Genomic DNA, 15,324 nt, shown 5'->3' with positions numbered 1-15,324 from the left:
TGGCCCGGCCGGGGACGGTGCTGGTGCACGCCGGGGTCCACGACGCGCTCGCCGCGGATCGCGGGATCGCGGGGCGGGCCCGGAGGTGGTGCCCGCGCCGGCGGCGTACGCACTCCAGCGGCTGCGCCGCGCCTCGGTGAAGGACCACCCGCGGCTGGGGGCCTGGGTGCTGCGCGGCGCGTGAGGAGGCCGGCGTACCGACCCTGGACGTGGAAGGACCCGACCGGTGCTGACGGGGGGCAGACCGGCCGGGTCCACTCCTACGTTACTTATCCGTACACAGCGGAGCAAGATGAGTGGTCAACTACTTGGGGTGACGTCGCCTACCCCGTGGCCCCGCGCGGACGACTAGCGGATGGTGACCTGACGGTTTGCCAGTCCGGAGCGGGCGGCGCGCTGCTCGGTGGTCAGCTCGGAGGTGTCGGCGAGCGCCTCGTCAAGGGCGGCGCGGAACTCAGCGGCCGGGTCCTCCAGCGCCTCGGCGCCGGTGCCGACCTCGAGGTCCCACACCGGGGCGAGCAGGCCGTGGGCGCGGAACATGCCGACCAGGCGCGAGCCGGGCACGAGCACGTCGCGGCCGGCGGCGTGCAGGCGGGCGAGGGCGTCGAGCAGCTGGTCCTCGGGCTCGGGCATCACCCAGCGCAGGTGCTCCTTGGGCCCGACGTTGGTCCAGTACGCCGCCTCGACCGACGCCAGGCGCAGCGTCGGGTTCACCGACTCGTTGGCCTGCTGCAGCGCGGCCTCCATGCCGGAGGTGTCCTCGACGTCGGAGACCCAGTAGTCGAAGCCCTCGTGGACGGTGACCTCGAGGGTGTCGTTGGAGATCAGGTCCTGCAGGCGCGGGCCGGGGCCCGGGTCGGAGGTCAGGCCGACGATGCCGGGCTCGGCGTCGAGCGCGGCGAGCAGCACGGCGCCCAGGTCGCGCGAGGGGTCGCCGAAGGAGTGCTGGACCTGCAGGCCCAGCCAGATCTCGCCGCTGTCGCGGACCATCGCCGGCGCCGCCATCGGCAGCAGCGTGCACAGCCGGACCGGGCGGTCGGAGTCCTTGAGGGTCAGCGGGGCGGTCGCGGCGGGGACCAGCTCGCGCAGCGCGACCAGGTCGCACTCGCCGGGCAGGCCCTCGAAGGGACGGGCGACGAACGGCGTCGCGGCGCCACCGGCCGCGCCGTGGCAGGCCTTGTAGCGCTTGCCCGAGCCACAGGGGCAGGGCTGCCGGGGGCCGACCTCGCCCTCGGCGAGCGGAGCAGCGTCACGGGCCTTGGTGCGGGACTTCTTCGCCATGGGGCCTGAACCTACCGTTCCAGCAGCTCCCGCATGTAGGCCGGGCGGTCGGTGATGACCGCCTCGACGCCGAGCTCGCGGCACAGCTCGAGCTGTGCGCGGGTGTTGACGGTCCACACGTTGAGCGAGTGCCCGGCGCGCACGATGCGCGGGCCGAGGCGGGGATGCGCGGTGAGCTCCTCGATGCCGGGCCCCATGATCCAGTCGCGTCCGACCACCCGACGCAGCACCGGCCACTGCTCGGCGTGCTCGAACAGCATCACCAGCGGCACCTCCGGCACCAGCCGATCCAGGCGCTGCAGGGCGGTCCAGGAGAAGCTCATCACCCGCACCGGACTGCCGGCGCGCTCCCAGCCGAAGTCGCGCAGCAGGTCCGCGACGCGACGCTCGACCAGGCCGCCGTACCGCGTGGGGTGCTTGGTCTCCACCGCCAGCTCGACGCGGCGGTCGTAGTCGGCGGCCACCTCGAAGAGCTTGCGCAGGGTCAGGACCCGGTTCATCTCCTCGTCGATCTCGGGCGCCTCGTCGTCGAGGTCGCCCCAGGGGTTCTTCCACGAGGAGAAGTCGAGCTCGGAGAGCTCGGCCAGCTCCATCGTGGAGACCAGCCCGCGGTGCCGCGCCGTACGACGGGTGCTGCGGTCGTGCACGCACACCAGGTGCCCGTCGGCGGTCAGCCGGACGTCGCACTCCAGGCCGTCGGCCCCGGCGTCGAGGGCGGCGACGTACGCCGCGAGGGTGTGCTCGGCCTGCTCGTGGCTCGCGCCCCGGTGGGCGACGACCTGGGGACGCATGGCGACCATCGTGCCGTGCCGGGCTCAGGCCTGCTCGCGCAGGTAGCGCCCGAAGTGGGGCACGGTGAACGCGATCCGGCCGCGCTCCCCCGAATAGATCAGCCCCTTCTTGAGCAGCGCGTCGCGCGCCGGGGACAGCGACTGCGGCCGCTTGCCGAGCACGCCCGCGACGTCGGCGGTGGCCACCGAGCCCACCACGTCGGCGTCCTCGCCGGCCGCGTCGGCCATCGCACGCAGGTAGTCGCGCTCGCCGGGGGTGGCACGCTCGTAGCGGGAGCCGAAGAAGCCCACCGCCAGCTCGCGCTCGGCCTCGGGCGCGGCGACCGCGACGTCCTCGGCGGTGATCGGGCTGCGCGGGGCGTGGTCCCAGACCGCCTTGCCGTAGGCCTGGATGAAATAGGGGTAGCCGCCGGTGGCGGCGTACATCGCCTCGAGCGCGCCCTCGGTGTAGACCGCGTCCTCCTCCATCGCCGGCGAGCTGAGCGCGCGGTCGGCCTCCTCGCGGGCCAGCCGGTCGATGCGCTGGTAGGAGAAGAGCCGCTCGGAGTAGGACTTGCTGGCCGAGAGCACCGCCGGCAGGTGCGGCAGCCCGGCGCCGACCACGATCACCGGGAGCCCGGACTGGCTCAGCTCGTGGCACGCCGCGCAGAGCGCGGAGACGTCGTCGGGGCCGAGGTCCTGCATCTCGTCGATGAACACCGCGATCCCGCGGCCGGTGTCGCCGGCCAGCCCGCCGAGGTCGGTGAAGAGCTCGACGAGGTCGATCTCGATGTCGCCGGAGTCGGCGCGGCCGCGCGCCGGGGGTACGTCGATGCCGGGGCTCCACTGCTCGCGCAGCTTGGCGCCCGGCCCGGCCTCACGCTGGGCGAAGGCGCGCAGCACGCCGAGCACGTGGTCGGACTCCTCGCCCACCGGGTGGCCGAGCTCGCGGACCGCCTGGTGCAGCGCCGAGGACAGCGGCCGGCGCAGGCCCTGCTCGGGGCGCGCCTCCAGCTTGCCGGTCCCCCAGCCCTTGCGGACCGCCTGGGAGCGCAGCGCGTTGAGCAGGACCGTCTTGCCGACCCCGCGCAGCCCGGTCAGCACCAGCGAGCGCTCCGGGCGCCCCCGCGCGACCCGCTCCAGGACGACGTCGAAGGCGCGCACCTGGTCGTCGCGACCGGCCAGCTCGGGCGGGCGCTGGCCGGCGCCGGGGGCGTAGGGGTTCCTGATCGGGTCCACGATCTGACCGTATCGGGGTGTCTAGGCGCGGTCCTAGATTTGGGTAGCGAGTCGGATCGGCGTGTTCTGCGGGCCCGCGGCCAGCTGTAACGCGGGGTTATTGACGCTGCACACGCTGCATGCGGTGTGTGCAGCGTCAATAACCCCGCGTTACAAGCGGTTTGTCGCACCCCGCAGACACCACCCCGCTCCCCCGCCCGCCACCTACACTCGCGGTGTGCCCGAGCTGCCGGAGGTGGAGGCGCTGGCCCTGGACCTGCGGGGCCGGCTGGCCGGGCGCGCCATCACGAAGGTCCACGTGGCCGCGTTCAGCGCGCTGAAGACCTTCGACCCGCCGCTCTCGGCGCTGGAGGGCACGCTCGTCGACGACGTCACCCGGCACGGCAAGTTCCTCGACATCGACGCCTCCGGCCTGCACGTCGTTCTCCACCTGGCCCGCGCCGGGTGGGTGCGCTGGCGCGAGGAGGTGCCGGCGCTGCCGCCCAAGGCCAGCAACAAGTCGCCGCTCGCGGTGCGCATCGTGCTCGACGACGACACCGGCCTCGACGTCACCGAGGCCGGCACCCGCAAGAGCCTGGCGCTGTACGTCGTGCGCGACCCCGCCGACGTACCCGGCATCGCCGCGCTCGGCCCGGACCCGCTCAGCGACGAGTTCACCGTCGAGGCGCTCGCGGAGATCCTGCAGCGCGAGGGCCGCAAGCAGGTCAAGGGCGTGCTGCGCCACCAGGGCACGATCGCCGGCATCGGCAACGCCTACTCCGATGAGATCCTGCACGCCGCGCGGATGTCGCCGTACAAGCCGGCCAACAGCCTCGACGACGCCGAGCTCGCCACGCTGTACGCCGCGGTGCGCGACACCATCGGCGCCGCCGTCGAGCGCTCCCGGGGCCTGGCCGCGAGCGAGCTGAAGGGCGAGAAGAAGAGCAACCTCGCCGTCCACGGCCGCACCGGCAAGCCCTGCCCGGTGTGCGGCGACACGGTGCGCGAGGTCTCCTTCGCCGACTCCTCGCTGCAGTACTGCCCCACCTGCCAGACCGGCGGCAAGCCGCTCGCCGACCGGCGGATGTCGAAGCTGCTCAAGTAGCAGCGGGTGAGCCAGGCCGGCGATCAGCCCGTGGCGTACCCGAGGATCACCGCGAGCGCGATCACAGCGGTCTCGGAGACGACGAGCAGCAGGGACAGGTAGCCGACGACCAGGCCGGTCCGTCGGTACGCACGCGCAGCACGGGGCATCGCGTCGGCTGCCGACCCGCACGCGGCGGCGGCGAGCCCGCCTCCCAGCGCGATCAGCGCGACGACCATGGCGACGATCGCCAGGGGCCGAGCGCGACGACGTCAGGCTCGAACCGGCCCCAGACGGCCAGCAGTGCCGGAATTCCGACGAGGAACGCGACGCAGGAGACGATGGCGGCTTTGGCGACGCTGGCAAGTTCGTCGACTTCCTCCAGGTCGCGGTGGCGGCGGGCGTGATCTCCGGTCATGGTGCGAGCATCCCCCGCGACGTCGGTTCCACTCACCCGAACCTCTCGTGGAACACGGCGTCGATCTCGCAGGACTGCCGCGAGTCCTCGGTCGAGGCGTCGGGCTCGTCGCCCAGCTCCGCGGCAGCGGAGACCAGCAGCCCGCCCAGCATGAACGCCACGATCACGGCGGCGAGCGCGCCGGACGGCAGCACCGGGATCAGCCGGCGCGCGCCGCTCGGCGTGGCGGCGCCATGGAAGCCGTGGGTGAGGGCGTGGCCCTTCCCGCGCGCGAGCAGGAACACGTTGACCGGATAGGCGGCCAGGAAGGCGACACCGAGGGCGAGCATCATCGCCAGCCAGAAGACGCTGTTGACCAGGCCCGCGTCCATCGCGCCGGGCACCAGCGCCATCACCGCGTTGTCGACGACCTCCATGGTCGCGATCGAGAGCGTGTCGGCGGCGAGCACGACCGCGAGCGCCGCACCGACGCCCAGGCCGGCGCGCAGCAACGGCAGCGTGGACAGCATGTAGCCGAACAGGAACGCCAGCGCGACCGCCAGCACCAGCGTCCAGCCGTTGCCCAGGCCGAGCGCGGTGCCGATCACCAGGCCGGCGATCTCACCGATCACGCAGCCGGTCAGGCAGTGGAGGGTGGCGCTCAGCGCCATCGCCCGCGACCCGCCACCGGGGTGCTCGTGAGCCGGGGAGTGTGTGTGGTGCGCCGGGTGTGTCATGAGCGTTCGCCTTCGCCGTCGGAACCCGTCTGCTCCCGATTGAACAATACCCCCAGGGGGTATGTTCCATGCCTGCCGAGTTGCGCCTCCCCCGACACCCCGGATCATGGAGACAGCACACCTCGCCCGCAGCCACGAGAGAAGGCCCCCGTGATCCCCACCGTCTCCATCGACGGCGTACCGAACCCGCTCCCCGAGGGCCTCACGGTCCTCGACGTCCGCGAGGACGTCGAGTGGGAGCACGGCCACATCGAGGGCGCGGTACACATCCCGCTGATGGACCTGCCGTCCCGCCTCGACGAGGTGCCGGACGGTCAGGTGCTCGTGGTCTGCCGCGTCGGCGGCCGCTCCAGCCAGGCGGTCGCGTGGCTGACCCAGCACGGCCGCGACGTGGTCAACCTCGACGGCGGCATGCTCGACTGGGCCGGCGCCGGGCGCCCGATGGTCAGCGAGAACGGCCAGGCTCCCCAGGTGGTCTGAGCCCCTACCGCAGCCCGTCGTCGAACGCCGCGGGCAGCGGCACCTCCAGCGTCGCGGCGAGCCGCGAGAGGTACGCCGCGCGCGGAACCTCGACCACGCCGAGCGAGGCGAGGTGCGGGGTCTGCCACTGCACGTCGAGCATCCGCTTGTCGGCGTGCTCGTCGCGCAGCAGGTCCACCAGGCCGACCAGCGCCACCTTGGAGGCGTCCCGCTCGCGGTGGAACATCGACTCCCCGGCGAACAGCCCGCCGATCGCCACGCCGTACAGCCCGCCGACCAGCCGGCCCTCACGCCAGGTCTCGACCGAGTGCGCCCAGCCCAGCTCGTGCAGGCGGGTGTAGGCCGCCCGGATCCGCCGGTCGATCCAGGCGCCCGGGCGACGCGGGTCGGCGCAGGCCGCGAGCACCTCGGCGAACGCCGTGTCGACCCGGATCTCCAGGTCGCGCACCGAGCGGCGCAGGGACCGCGACACCTTCAGCCCGTCGAGCGGGAGCACGCCGCGCTGCACCGGGCTGAACCAGTACATCGGGTCGCGCCGCGAGCCCGGCATCGGGAACAGCCCGCGCCGGTACGCCGCCAGCAGGGTGCCGGCGTCGAGGTCGGCGCCGACCCCGACCAGGTCGTCGTCGGGGTCGAACCGCTCGGGGTCCGGGAAGGTCCACGCGGTGGGAGGCGGTTCGACGGGCACTCCGTGACGGTACTGCTCACCGCCGTCTTCGTAGGATCGCGGGCATGGGTGCGACATGGGTGTGAAGAGGTCGATGGCGTCGACGCTGGGCCGCCAGCTGGCCCCGCGAGCCCTGAGCGCCGCGCCGGGACTCACCGCGTCGTTCGTGCGCGAGGCGCTCCAGCGCGCGATCCAGGGCGCCGGCCCGCTGCCGAGCGCCGCGCGCGCGGCCCGGACCGCCCTGAAGGCCAAGGACGGGGACGTCGAGAAGGCGGTCCGCTCGGTGATCGACGACCACGTCCGCTACGCCGGCGCGCAGGGCTTCCTGACCAACGTGGGCGGCCTCGTGACCGCGGCGGTCGCGATCCCCGCCAACGTCGCCGGTCTGGCGCTCGTGCAGTGCCGGATGATCGCGGTCATCGCCCACCTGCGCGGCCACAACCTCGAGGACCCGCGGGTGCGCAACGCGGTCATCACCTGCCTGATCGGTGGCGAGGAGGTCGACAAGCTGGTCGGCCAGCGCAAGCTGCCCGCGCCGCCGATGGCGCTGGCGACCGCGCCCGTGCACGACCCGGACCTCGACCGGGTGATCGCCGCCGAGGTCGCCGCCGCGATCATCACCGGCATCGCCGGCAAGCGCCTGGCCACCACCGTCGGTCGCCGGGTGCCGGTCGTCGGCGGCCTGGTCGGCCTGGGCGCCGACGGCTACGCCACCTGGCGGGTCGGGCGGTACGCCGCCGGCGAGCTGCTGGCCCGCCGGCCGACTCCCCCGGTCTGCCCCCCGGCCTGAGCCTCCCGGCCGACCCTGCGGGTCAGGCCCCGTTCCCGATCGGGTGCGCCGGCCAGCGCGAGGCATCCAGCAGCACCCGGTCGCCCAACGGTGCGGCGAGCTCGACGGTGTCCGGCACCCAGGGGTTCCCCTGACAGGTGGCCACACCGTCGATGGCCGCACTCGTCCAGGTGATCTCGACGCTCTCGTCGGTCTCCACCACCTCGGGGGCGCCCAGGTGCGGCCGCGGGTCCCGGCCGCCCGTGCAGCCCCCCTCGCGCAGCCGCAGGGACAGCCTCGTCGAGGTCGGGTCCAGGTCGCGCGCGGCGCGCACCTCCACCCCCTGCCGTCCCGGCTCGAGCACCCGCGCCACGATCCGGCAGTCGCCCCAGCCCGAGACGCGCCACTGCCCACCCTCCTTCCGCAGGGTGACGGTCTGGCCGTCCGGCGCGGGGCCGTTCGCGTCCCAGGCACCGGTCGCGACGGTGGCGTCGGTCGGGCTCTGGTCGAGCACGAACCAGTCCCCGTCCGCGAGGTCGCCACTCCTCAGTGCCGCCGGGGCGTCGATCCCGGCGTCGGCGGCGAGCTCCTCGAGCGCCACGGCGAGAGTACGACGGGAGGCGGTCATGCCCGGTGCGACGAACCGCACCGGCCCGTGGTTCCGGGTCGCCGGCGAGGACCAGACCGCCTCAGTCGCGCAGCTTCTCCGCCTGCAGCTTGATCCGCCCCGGCAGCCGCCGGGACGGGTCCGGGCGGCGTACTGCCTCCTCGGTGAGCACCAGCACCGCCTCCAGGGCGGCGTCGAGCTCCTCGCGGTAGCGCGGCTTGTCGGGGTTGCGCCAGCGCGTCCCCTCCGCGGGGCGCACCGGGCGCAGGTCGTCGACGTCGCCGACGACGTCGACCCCGCTGGCCTCGATCCACTCGATCCAGCGCTCGCTGGCCTGCTCGACCCAGTCGAAGTGCTGCGGGCCCAGGCGCACCGGCTGGGACTCGCGGTGCACGAAGTTCTCCTGCGCGACCAGCTCGCGGACCAGCCGGTCGTGCTCGTACTCGCGGCGCGTGGTGAGGCCCATCCGCTTGTTGATCCGGCGCAGCACCTGGGTCTCGGCGATGCCGAGGGACTCGTTGCGCTGCTCGGGGTCGCGCGGCGCCCAGGACGGGTCGATCCCGAAGGCCCGGCAGTAGCGGCCCCAGAGGTCGTCGCCGGGCGCGGTGACCGCGCCGCGCTGCGGCACGGTGACGACGTGCACCTGCTCGGGCGCCAGCCCGGCCGACCAGCTGTTGAGCACGGCCGGCAGGTCGAAGGCCTGGGCGAAGAACGGACGGCCCTCGCGGTAGTCCTTCAGGAACCGCCCGAAGCGCCACGACTGGCCCTGCTTGATGCTCTCCTGCCAGGCGGCCGGCAGCTGCCGGGCCAGGTCGCGCGCGGAGTAGACGATGTGGATCTCGGCGCCGCCGGCGGCGAGCTCGCGCTTGGCCTTCGCGATCTTGTCGGCGCTGGCCGGCGCGAGGATCTCGTGGCTGATCACCACGGAGCCGCTGTGGCGGCGCACCCGCTGCACGAGCGCCTCCCAGTTGCCGGTGGCGTGTCCGGGCGGGCCGCCCCAGTCCTGCTCGAGCAGGTCGAGGGCGGCGCGGAAGTGGAAGATGTCCGGGCGCACGAACGGGCCTCGGCCGGGGACGTAGACGCCATGTCCCGCCAGCGAGCGCGCATTGGCCCCGAGTCGCCGCTGGAGGTAGGTCGTCCCCGTCTTCGGTGCGCCGATGTGCAGGTAGACGCGGCGTTTCGGGGAGCTCACCCGGACGATTGTGCCAGTGCCCGTACGACGGCCGACGGGCTCGGTCGCCCCAGGTGCGCGGCCATCCAGGTGCTGGTCGCGACGAGGGCCTCGAGGTCGACCCCGTGCTCGATCCCGAGACCGTCCAGCAGCCACACCAGGTCCTCGGTGGCGAGGTTGCCGGTGGCGCTGTGCGCGTAGGGGCAGCCGCCCAGTCCGCCGGCGCTGGCGTCCAGGGTGGTGACCCCCGCGCGCAGCGCCGCGTGGGCGTTGGCGAGCGCCTGTCCGTAGGTGTCGTGGAAGTGCATCGCGAGCCGCTCGACCGGTACGCCGGCCGCCCCGAACGCCTCCACCAGCGCGGCGACATGGGCGGCGGTGCCGACGCCGATGGTGTCGCCGATGCTGAGCCGATCGGCGCCCAGGTCGAGCAGCCGGCGCCCCACGGTGACGACCTGCTCGAGCGGCACCGGCCCCTCCCAGGGGTCGCCGAAGCACATCGAGACGTAGCCGCGGACCTCCAGGCCGGCGTCCTTCGCGCGGCGTACGGTCGGCTCGAACATCGCCAGCTGGCCCTCCAACGAGCGGTTGAGGTTGCGCTGGGCGAAGGTCTCGGTGGCCGAGGCGAAGATCGCGACGTGGCGACAGCCCAGCTCCAGCGCCCGGTCCAGGCCGCGCTCGTTGGGCACCAGCACCGGCAGGTCGCGGGCGGTCTCGCCGAGGTCGGCGGCCAGGGCGGTGAGCAGGTCGGCGGCGTCGGCCAGCTGCGGCACCCAGCGCGGGTGCACGAAGCTGGTCGCCTCGACCACCGGCAGGCCCGCGGCGAGCAGCCGCCGGCAGAACTCCGCCTTCACCTCGGTCGGCACCAGCGCGGACTCGTTCTGCAGCCCGTCGCGCGGGCCGACCTCCCAGATGGTCACCCGCTCGGGCAGCGCGGGGTCGCGCACGGTCATCGGCAGGCTCGTCATGGGTGTCACTCCTGTCCCGCTGGTTCCACGTGGAACAACGGCGTCCCGAGCGCGACCTGGGTCCCGGCGACCGCGTCGACCGCGGCGAGGGTGCCGGCGAACGGCGCGCGCAGCGTCAGCTCCATCTTCATCGCCTCCATCATGCCCAGCGCCTGGCCCTCGACGACCTCCTCGCCGACCGCGACGCTCACCTCCAGCACGGTGCCCGGCATCGGCGCGAGGACGGTGCCGTCGCCGATGGCCGGCCCGTGGTCGGCGAGCACGTCGGGACGGCGGAACACGAAGCGCTGACCGAGGTGGACGACCTCGGCGAGGTGCGGCTGCACGTTCACGACCGCGCGGTGTCGGCGCCCGTCAATGCTGAGCACCAGCACGTGGTCGGCGGCCGCGTGCTGCCGCACGGGTACGCCGTCGACGGTGCCGCGGACCCGGTCCACGAGCACCGGGCGGTCCAGCTCGACCCGGACCGGGGCGGGCTCGCCGGCCGAGCGCCAGCCGTCGGCCCGGAAGGGGTCGCTCGGGTCCTCCTCGCCGGCGATCAGCATCGCCGCCACCCAGGCCGCCATCATCCGGGGCAGGTCGGGCGAGGGCGCGGGGACCTCGGCGGTGTCCAGCCAGGCGGTGTCGATGGTCGCGTCGCGGAACTCCTCGCTCGCGACCAGGGCATGCAGGAAGCCGGTGTTGGTGGTGAGCCCCAGGACCGCCGTGCCGGCCAGGGCGTCGAGGAGCGCGAGGCGGGCCGACTCGCGGTCCGGCCCGTGCACGATCACCTTGCCGAGCATCGGGTCGTACGCCGTGGAGACCACCTGCCCGCTCTCCAGCGCGTGGTGCACCCGGACGGTCGTGGCCTCCGCGGAGGTCTCCGCCTCCGGCGGCCCCGGCCAGCGCACGAGCGAGGCGGTGCCGGCCTGCGGCAGGAAGCCGCCGAACGCGTCCTCGGCGTACACCCGGGCCTCGATGGCGTGGCCGTGGATGCCCATCACGAACTGATCCTGGGTGTGGTCCAGCTCCTCCCCGGACGCGACCCGCAGCTGCATTGCGACCAGGTCGATCCCGGTGACCGCCTCGGTGACCGGGTGCTCGACCTGGAGCCGGGTGTTCATCTCCAGGAAGTAGAACTCGCCGGTGTCGGCGTCGAGGAGGAACTCCACGGTGCCGGCGCCGACGTAGCCGACCTGGCGGGCCAGCTCGACGGCCGCCGTGGTCAGCCGGTGCCGCAGGAACGGGTCGACGGTCGGCCCGGGGGCCTCCTCCAGCACCTTCTGGTGCCGGCGCTGGGTGGAGCAGTCGCGCTCGAAGAGGTGGAGCACGTTCCCGTGCGCGTCGGCGAGGACCTGCACCTCCAGGTGCCGGCCGTGCTCGACGTACCGCTCCACCAGCAGGGTGTCGTCGCCGAACGCCGCCAGCGCCTCGCGCTTCGCGGCGGCCACCGCGGCGTCGTACTCCTCGGGGGTGCGGACGATCCGCATGCCCTTGCCGCCGCCGCCCGAGGCGGCCTTGACCAGGACCGGGTAACCGTCGGGGCTGCCCGGCTCGCCCTGGGGGACGACCGGGACACCGGCCGCGATCGCGACCTCGCGGGCGGCGTCCTTGCGGCCCATCAGGTCGATGACCTCTGCGCTCGGGCCGACCAGGCGGATCCCGGCGGCGTCGAGGGCGCGGGCCAGCTCGGCGCGCTCGGAGAGGAAGCCGTAGCCGGGGTGCACGGCGTCGGCGCCGCTGACCCGAGCCGCGCTCACGACCGCGTCGACGTCGAGGTAGCTGCTCACCCGGACCGCGTCGGTGGCCGCGCGCACGTGCGGCGCCGCGGCGTCGAGGTCGGTGAAGATCGCGACCGTGCGGATCCCGAGGGCGCGCGCGGTGCGCATGACGCGCAGCGCGATCTCGCCGCGGTTGGCGATGAGGAGCGTGCGGATCGGCACGGCTCGGCGGGTCATGGTCCTCATCCCCTCACATCCGGAAGATGCCGTAGGAGGGCGCCGGGACCGGGGCGTGCGCGGTCGTCGCCAGGGCGAGGCCGAGCACCCGGCGGGTGTCGGCGGGGTCGATGATGCCGTCGTCCCAGAGCCGGGCGGTGGAGTAGTACGCCGAGCCCTGCGCGTCGTACTGCTCGCGGATCGGGGCCTTGAACGCCTCCTCGGCCTCCACCGGCCACTCCTCGCCGCGGGCCTCCAGGCCGTCGCGGCGCACGGTGGCCAGCACCGAGGCGGCCTGCTCGCCGCCCATCACCGAGATCCGGGCGTTGGGCCACATCCACAAGAAGCGCGGGTCGTAGGCGCGCCCGGCCATGCCGTAGTTGCCGGCGCCGAACGAGCCGCCGATGACGACGGTGAGCTTGGGGACCACGCTGCACGCGACGGCGGTGACCAGCTTGGCGCCGTCGCGGGCGATCCCGCGGTTCTCGTACTCGCGCCCGACCATGAAGCCGGAGATGTTCTGCAGGAAGACCAGCGGGATGCCGCGCTGGTTGCACAGCTCGACGAAGTGCGCGCCCTTGAGCGCGGACTCGCTGAACAGCACGCCGTTGTTGGCGATGATCCCGACCGGGTGGCCCCACACGTGCGCGAACGCGCAGACCAGGGTCTCGCCGTAGAGCTGCTTGAACTCCGAGAACCGGCTGCCGTCCACCACCCGGCGGATCACCTCGCGCACGTCGTACGGCGTGCGCGGGTCGGTCGGCACCACGTCGTACAGCGTCGTGGGGTCCTCGGCGGGCTCCTCGACCGGGCGCACCTCCCACGGCGTGGGGGCCGGGGCCGGGAAGGTCTCCGCGATCCCGCGCAGGATGGCGAGCGCGTGGGCGTCGTCCTCGGCGAGGTGGTCGACCACCCCGGAGGTGCGGGCGTGCACCTCTCCCCCGCCGAGCTCCTCGGCGGTGACGACCTCGCCGGTCGCTGCCTTCACCAGCGGCGGTCCGCCGAGGAAGATCGTGCCCTGGTTGCGCACGATGACGGTCTCGTCGCTCATCGCCGGCACGTAGGCGCCGCCCGCGGTGCACGAGCCCATCACCGCGGCGACCTGCGGGATGCCGCGCGCCGAGAGCTGGGCCTGGTGGAAGAAGATCCGCCCGAAGTGCTCGCGGTCGGGGAAGACCTCGTCCTGCATCGGCAGGAACGCGCCGCCGGAGTCGACGAGGTAGAGGCACGGCAGGTTGTTCTCGAGCGCGATCGTCTGCGCGCGCAGGTGCTTCTTGACCGTGAGCGGGTAGTAGGTGCCGCCCTTCACCGTCGCGTCGTTGGCGACCACCATGCAGGTGCGTCCCGACACCCGGCCGATCCCCGCGACCACGCCGGCCGAGGGCACCGCGTGCTCCTCGCCCTCGGCGCCGTACATCCCGTACGCCGCGAGCGGCGCGATCTCCAGGAACGGGCTCCCGGGGTCGAGCAGCCGGGCGACCCGCTCGCGCACCAGCAGCTTGCCGCGCGCGGTGTGCTTGTCGCGGGCCGCCTGGGACCCGCCGCGCCGGGCGGTCGCGAGCCGCTCGCGCAGCTGGTCGGTGAGCGCCCGCAGGTCGGGCCGTCCGTCGTCGGTCACCCCACGAGGTTAGCGAACGTTAACCTCGCCGTCGACCCCGCATCCTCCGCGCCATTCGGACCGCCTCGGCGTACGGTCCTCGACCATGCGACTCAAGCCCGGACGGCCCGACCTGCAGCGGTACGCCGCGCGCTTCGACGTCCCGCCCGCGGACGGCTCGTCGGGCGGGACGTCGGGCGGCTCGTCGGACGGAAGGCCGGTGGTGACCTTCGCGGGGGTGTCCACGCTGCTGATCGACGACGGGGAGACCGCACTGCTGACCGACGGCTACTTCAGCCGGCCCGGGCTGCTGCGCGTCGGGCTGGGCCGGGTGGCGCCGGACGCCCGGCGCATCGACGCCGCACTGGGCCGGCTCGGCGTGGACCGGCTCGCGGTGGTCGCGCCCGTCCACACCCACATCGACCACGCGCTCGACTCCGCGGTCGTCGCGCAGCGCACCGGGGCGGTCCTGGCTGGCGGCGCCAGCGCGACGTACGTCGGGCTCGGCGGCGGACTCCCGCAGGACCGGCTGCACCGGGTGGAGCCCGGCCGGCCGCACACCTGGGGCGCCTTCACGCTGACCTGGGTGGAGTCCGCACACTGCCCGCCGGACCGCTTCCCCGGGGCGATCACCGCGCCGGTCGTGCCGCCCGTGCGGGCGACGGCGTACCGCTGCGGCGAGGCCTGGTCGCTCCTCCTCTCCCACGCGAGCGGTCGCACCGCCCTGGTGCAGGGCAGCGCCGGGTTCGTCCCGGGCGCACTGGCGAGCCACCGCGCCGAGGTCGCCTACCTCGGCGTCGGGCAGCTCGGCGTGCAGCCGGAGCGCTACCTCGAGCACTACTGGACCTCGACCGTGCGCGCGGTCGGCGCACGCCGCGTGGTGCTGACCCACTGGGACGACTTCTTCCGCTCCCTGGAGCACCCGCTCCGCGCGCTGCCGTACGTCGGGGACGACCTCGACCTGACGATGGCCGTGCTCGGCCGGCTGGCCGCCGAGGACGGGGTCGCCCTGCACCTCCCGACGGCGTTCCGGCGCGAGGACCCGTGGGCCGGGCTCGCCACCGGCAGCTGACCCCCAGGACTGGGAGCGCGACTGGGAGCAGGACCGGGAGGTCCGCTCAGAGCCCCTCGACCGGGCGGTAGCGGACCACGCTCACCCAGATCGTCCAGAGCACCACCCCGACGACGAGAACGCCGACGGCCACCATGAACGGCCAGCCCAGGCGCGGGTCGTCGCTGCGGGCGGCCGCCACCGTCACCCACAGCACCCCGACCAGGAACGCCATCACCGCCGCGGCCAGGCCGTAGAGGTCCGCGCGCAGCCGGCGCCGCGCCTCCGCCTCCCGCGCGGGCGTGGCCAGCCACCACTCCTTGTGCGGGAGGTTGACCAGCCCGGAGCGCAGCGGCAGCCGGTCCACCAGCACGGCCGAGCCGCCCAGGAGCAGCACCAGCCCCGCGCCGATCAGCCCGAAGGTGAGCACCGCCTCGGTCCGCGAGCCCCACCGGTCCGGCTCGCCGGAGCCGGCGAAGTGCAGCGGCACCCGCGCGGGCGCCACGGCGGACGCCACCGCGACCGACGCTGCATAGAGGACGGTGGTCAGCAGGAAGGCTCGTCGCACCGCCCCAGCATTCCGCGGCCGCGACCCGGCGCACCGCGGGGGTCCG

17 protein-coding genes are annotated in these 15,324 nt (G+C 74.1%); 4 read left to right on the top strand and 13 right to left on the bottom strand.

Annotated elements, in window-relative coordinates:
- Positions 1-348: 348 nt before the first annotated feature.
- The 3 genes from HBO46_RS00425 to HBO46_RS00415 are packed head-to-tail and all read right to left on the bottom strand — an operon-like array spanning position 349 to position 3,290.
- On the bottom strand, positions 349-1,281 hold the full coding sequence (locus tag HBO46_RS00425; protein WP_166135375.1) for a DUF5926 family protein: 933 nt from the start codon (positions 1,279-1,281) through the stop codon (positions 349-351).
- 11 nt (positions 1,282-1,292) lie between these two features.
- Complete coding sequence (locus HBO46_RS00420) at positions 1,293-2,072, bottom strand: glycerophosphodiester phosphodiesterase (RefSeq protein WP_166135372.1); 780 nt, start codon at positions 2,070-2,072, stop codon at positions 1,293-1,295.
- A gap of 24 nt (positions 2,073-2,096) precedes the next feature.
- Positions 2,097-3,290, bottom strand: a complete 1,194-nt coding sequence (locus HBO46_RS00415; RefSeq protein ID WP_166135370.1) for an ATP-binding protein — start codon at positions 3,288-3,290, stop codon at positions 2,097-2,099.
- A gap of 217 nt (positions 3,291-3,507) precedes the next feature.
- Here HBO46_RS00415 and HBO46_RS00410 point away from each other — a divergent pair, with 217 nt between their 5' ends.
- Complete coding sequence (locus HBO46_RS00410; RefSeq protein ID WP_166135367.1) at positions 3,508-4,374, top strand: Fpg/Nei family DNA glycosylase; 867 nt, start codon at positions 3,508-3,510, stop codon at positions 4,372-4,374.
- 23 nt (positions 4,375-4,397) lie between these two features.
- Here the strand turns inward: HBO46_RS00410 and HBO46_RS00405 are convergent, their stop codons facing one another.
- From HBO46_RS00405 to HBO46_RS00395, 3 genes are read right to left on the bottom strand one after another with little or no spacing between them, the layout of a single operon-like run.
- On the bottom strand, positions 4,398-4,592 hold the full coding sequence (locus HBO46_RS00405) for a hypothetical protein (RefSeq protein WP_166135364.1): 195 nt from the start codon (positions 4,590-4,592) through the stop codon (positions 4,398-4,400).
- Entirely contained in the window at positions 4,577-4,771 is a 195-nt protein-coding gene (locus HBO46_RS00400; RefSeq protein WP_166135361.1) for a hypothetical protein, read from the bottom strand. Before HBO46_RS00400 ends, HBO46_RS00405 begins: the two co-directional genes overlap by 16 nt.
- A gap of 32 nt (positions 4,772-4,803) precedes the next feature.
- Entirely contained in the window at positions 4,804-5,487 is a 684-nt protein-coding gene (locus HBO46_RS00395) for a DUF4396 domain-containing protein (RefSeq protein WP_224769296.1), read from the bottom strand.
- Positions 5,488-5,637: 150 nt separating this feature from the next.
- Between HBO46_RS00395 and HBO46_RS00390 the strand changes: the two genes are divergently transcribed.
- A complete protein-coding gene (locus HBO46_RS00390) occupies positions 5,638-5,967 on the top strand; it encodes a rhodanese-like domain-containing protein (protein ID WP_224769295.1) in 330 nt (109 codons plus the stop codon).
- Positions 5,968-5,971: 4 nt separating this feature from the next.
- On the opposite strand, the gene aat is transcribed toward HBO46_RS00390, so the two are convergent.
- A complete protein-coding gene (gene aat / locus HBO46_RS00385; protein WP_224769294.1) occupies positions 5,972-6,655 on the bottom strand; it encodes a leucyl/phenylalanyl-tRNA--protein transferase in 684 nt (227 codons plus the stop codon).
- A gap of 55 nt (positions 6,656-6,710) precedes the next feature.
- Between aat and HBO46_RS00380 the strand changes: the two genes are divergently transcribed.
- Positions 6,711-7,424, top strand: a complete 714-nt coding sequence (locus HBO46_RS00380; protein WP_166135355.1) for an EcsC family protein — start codon at positions 6,711-6,713, stop codon at positions 7,422-7,424.
- 22 nt (positions 7,425-7,446) lie between these two features.
- On the opposite strand, the gene HBO46_RS00375 is transcribed toward HBO46_RS00380, so the two are convergent.
- Genes HBO46_RS00375 through HBO46_RS00355 form a run of 5 tightly spaced genes read right to left on the bottom strand, consistent with a single transcriptional unit; the run spans position 7,447 to position 13,680 of the window.
- Positions 7,447-8,052 (bottom strand): hypothetical protein, encoded by a 606-nt coding sequence (locus HBO46_RS00375; protein ID WP_166135352.1) that lies wholly within the window; start codon positions 8,050-8,052, stop codon positions 7,447-7,449.
- A gap of 40 nt (positions 8,053-8,092) precedes the next feature.
- On the bottom strand, positions 8,093-9,202 hold the full coding sequence (locus HBO46_RS00370; RefSeq protein WP_166135349.1) for a hypothetical protein: 1,110 nt from the start codon (positions 9,200-9,202) through the stop codon (positions 8,093-8,095).
- Positions 9,199-10,146 (bottom strand): hydroxymethylglutaryl-CoA lyase, encoded by a 948-nt coding sequence (locus tag HBO46_RS00365; protein WP_166135346.1) that lies wholly within the window; start codon positions 10,144-10,146, stop codon positions 9,199-9,201. Before HBO46_RS00365 ends, HBO46_RS00370 begins: the two co-directional genes overlap by 4 nt.
- A gap of 5 nt (positions 10,147-10,151) precedes the next feature.
- Positions 10,152-12,083, bottom strand: a complete 1,932-nt coding sequence (locus HBO46_RS00360) for an acetyl/propionyl/methylcrotonyl-CoA carboxylase subunit alpha (protein ID WP_166135343.1) — start codon at positions 12,081-12,083, stop codon at positions 10,152-10,154.
- Between the two features lie 13 nt (positions 12,084-12,096).
- Positions 12,097-13,680: a carboxyl transferase domain-containing protein gene (locus HBO46_RS00355; protein WP_166135340.1), complete on the bottom strand. Its 1,584-nt coding sequence runs from the start codon at positions 13,678-13,680 to the stop codon at positions 12,097-12,099.
- 85 nt (positions 13,681-13,765) lie between these two features.
- Between HBO46_RS00355 and HBO46_RS00350 the strand changes: the two genes are divergently transcribed.
- Complete coding sequence (locus tag HBO46_RS00350) at positions 13,766-14,731, top strand: MBL fold metallo-hydrolase (protein WP_166135337.1); 966 nt, start codon at positions 13,766-13,768, stop codon at positions 14,729-14,731.
- A 46-nt stretch (positions 14,732-14,777) separates the two neighbouring features.
- Here the strand turns inward: HBO46_RS00350 and HBO46_RS00345 are convergent, their stop codons facing one another.
- Positions 14,778-15,278, bottom strand: a complete 501-nt coding sequence (locus tag HBO46_RS00345) for a DUF1648 domain-containing protein (protein ID WP_166135334.1) — start codon at positions 15,276-15,278, stop codon at positions 14,778-14,780.
- Positions 15,279-15,324: the final 46 nt, after the last annotated feature.

The sequence above is a fragment of the Nocardioides ochotonae genome, assembly GCF_011420305.2.
Lineage (GTDB): Bacteria > Actinomycetota > Actinomycetes > Propionibacteriales > Nocardioidaceae > Nocardioides > Nocardioides ochotonae.
This window is presented reverse-complemented; position numbering and strand designations above follow the sequence as displayed.

Excerpts from the sequence above, each read along its gene's own strand:
- HBO46_RS00360 (WP_166135343.1), bottom strand. The coding sequence starts at position 12,083 with ATGACCCGCCGAGCCGTGCCGATCCGCACGCTCCTCATCGCCAACCGC.
- HBO46_RS00400 (WP_166135361.1), bottom strand. The coding sequence starts at position 4,771 with ATGACCGGAGATCACGCCCGCCGCCACCGCGACCTGGAGGAAGTCGAC.
- HBO46_RS00405 (WP_166135364.1), bottom strand. The coding sequence starts at position 4,592 with ATGGTCGTCGCGCTGATCGCGCTGGGAGGCGGGCTCGCCGCCGCCGCG.
- HBO46_RS00380 (WP_166135355.1), top strand. The coding sequence starts at position 6,711 with ATGGGTGTGAAGAGGTCGATGGCGTCGACGCTGGGCCGCCAGCTGGCC.
- HBO46_RS00365 (WP_166135346.1), bottom strand. The coding sequence starts at position 10,146 with ATGACGAGCCTGCCGATGACCGTGCGCGACCCCGCGCTGCCCGAGCGG.
- HBO46_RS00425 (WP_166135375.1), bottom strand. The coding sequence starts at position 1,281 with ATGGCGAAGAAGTCCCGCACCAAGGCCCGTGACGCTGCTCCGCTCGCC.
- HBO46_RS00350 (WP_166135337.1), top strand. The coding sequence starts at position 13,766 with ATGCGACTCAAGCCCGGACGGCCCGACCTGCAGCGGTACGCCGCGCGC.
- HBO46_RS00395 (WP_224769296.1), bottom strand. The coding sequence starts at position 5,487 with ATGACACACCCGGCGCACCACACACACTCCCCGGCTCACGAGCACCCC.
- HBO46_RS00420 (WP_166135372.1), bottom strand. The coding sequence starts at position 2,072 with ATGCGTCCCCAGGTCGTCGCCCACCGGGGCGCGAGCCACGAGCAGGCC.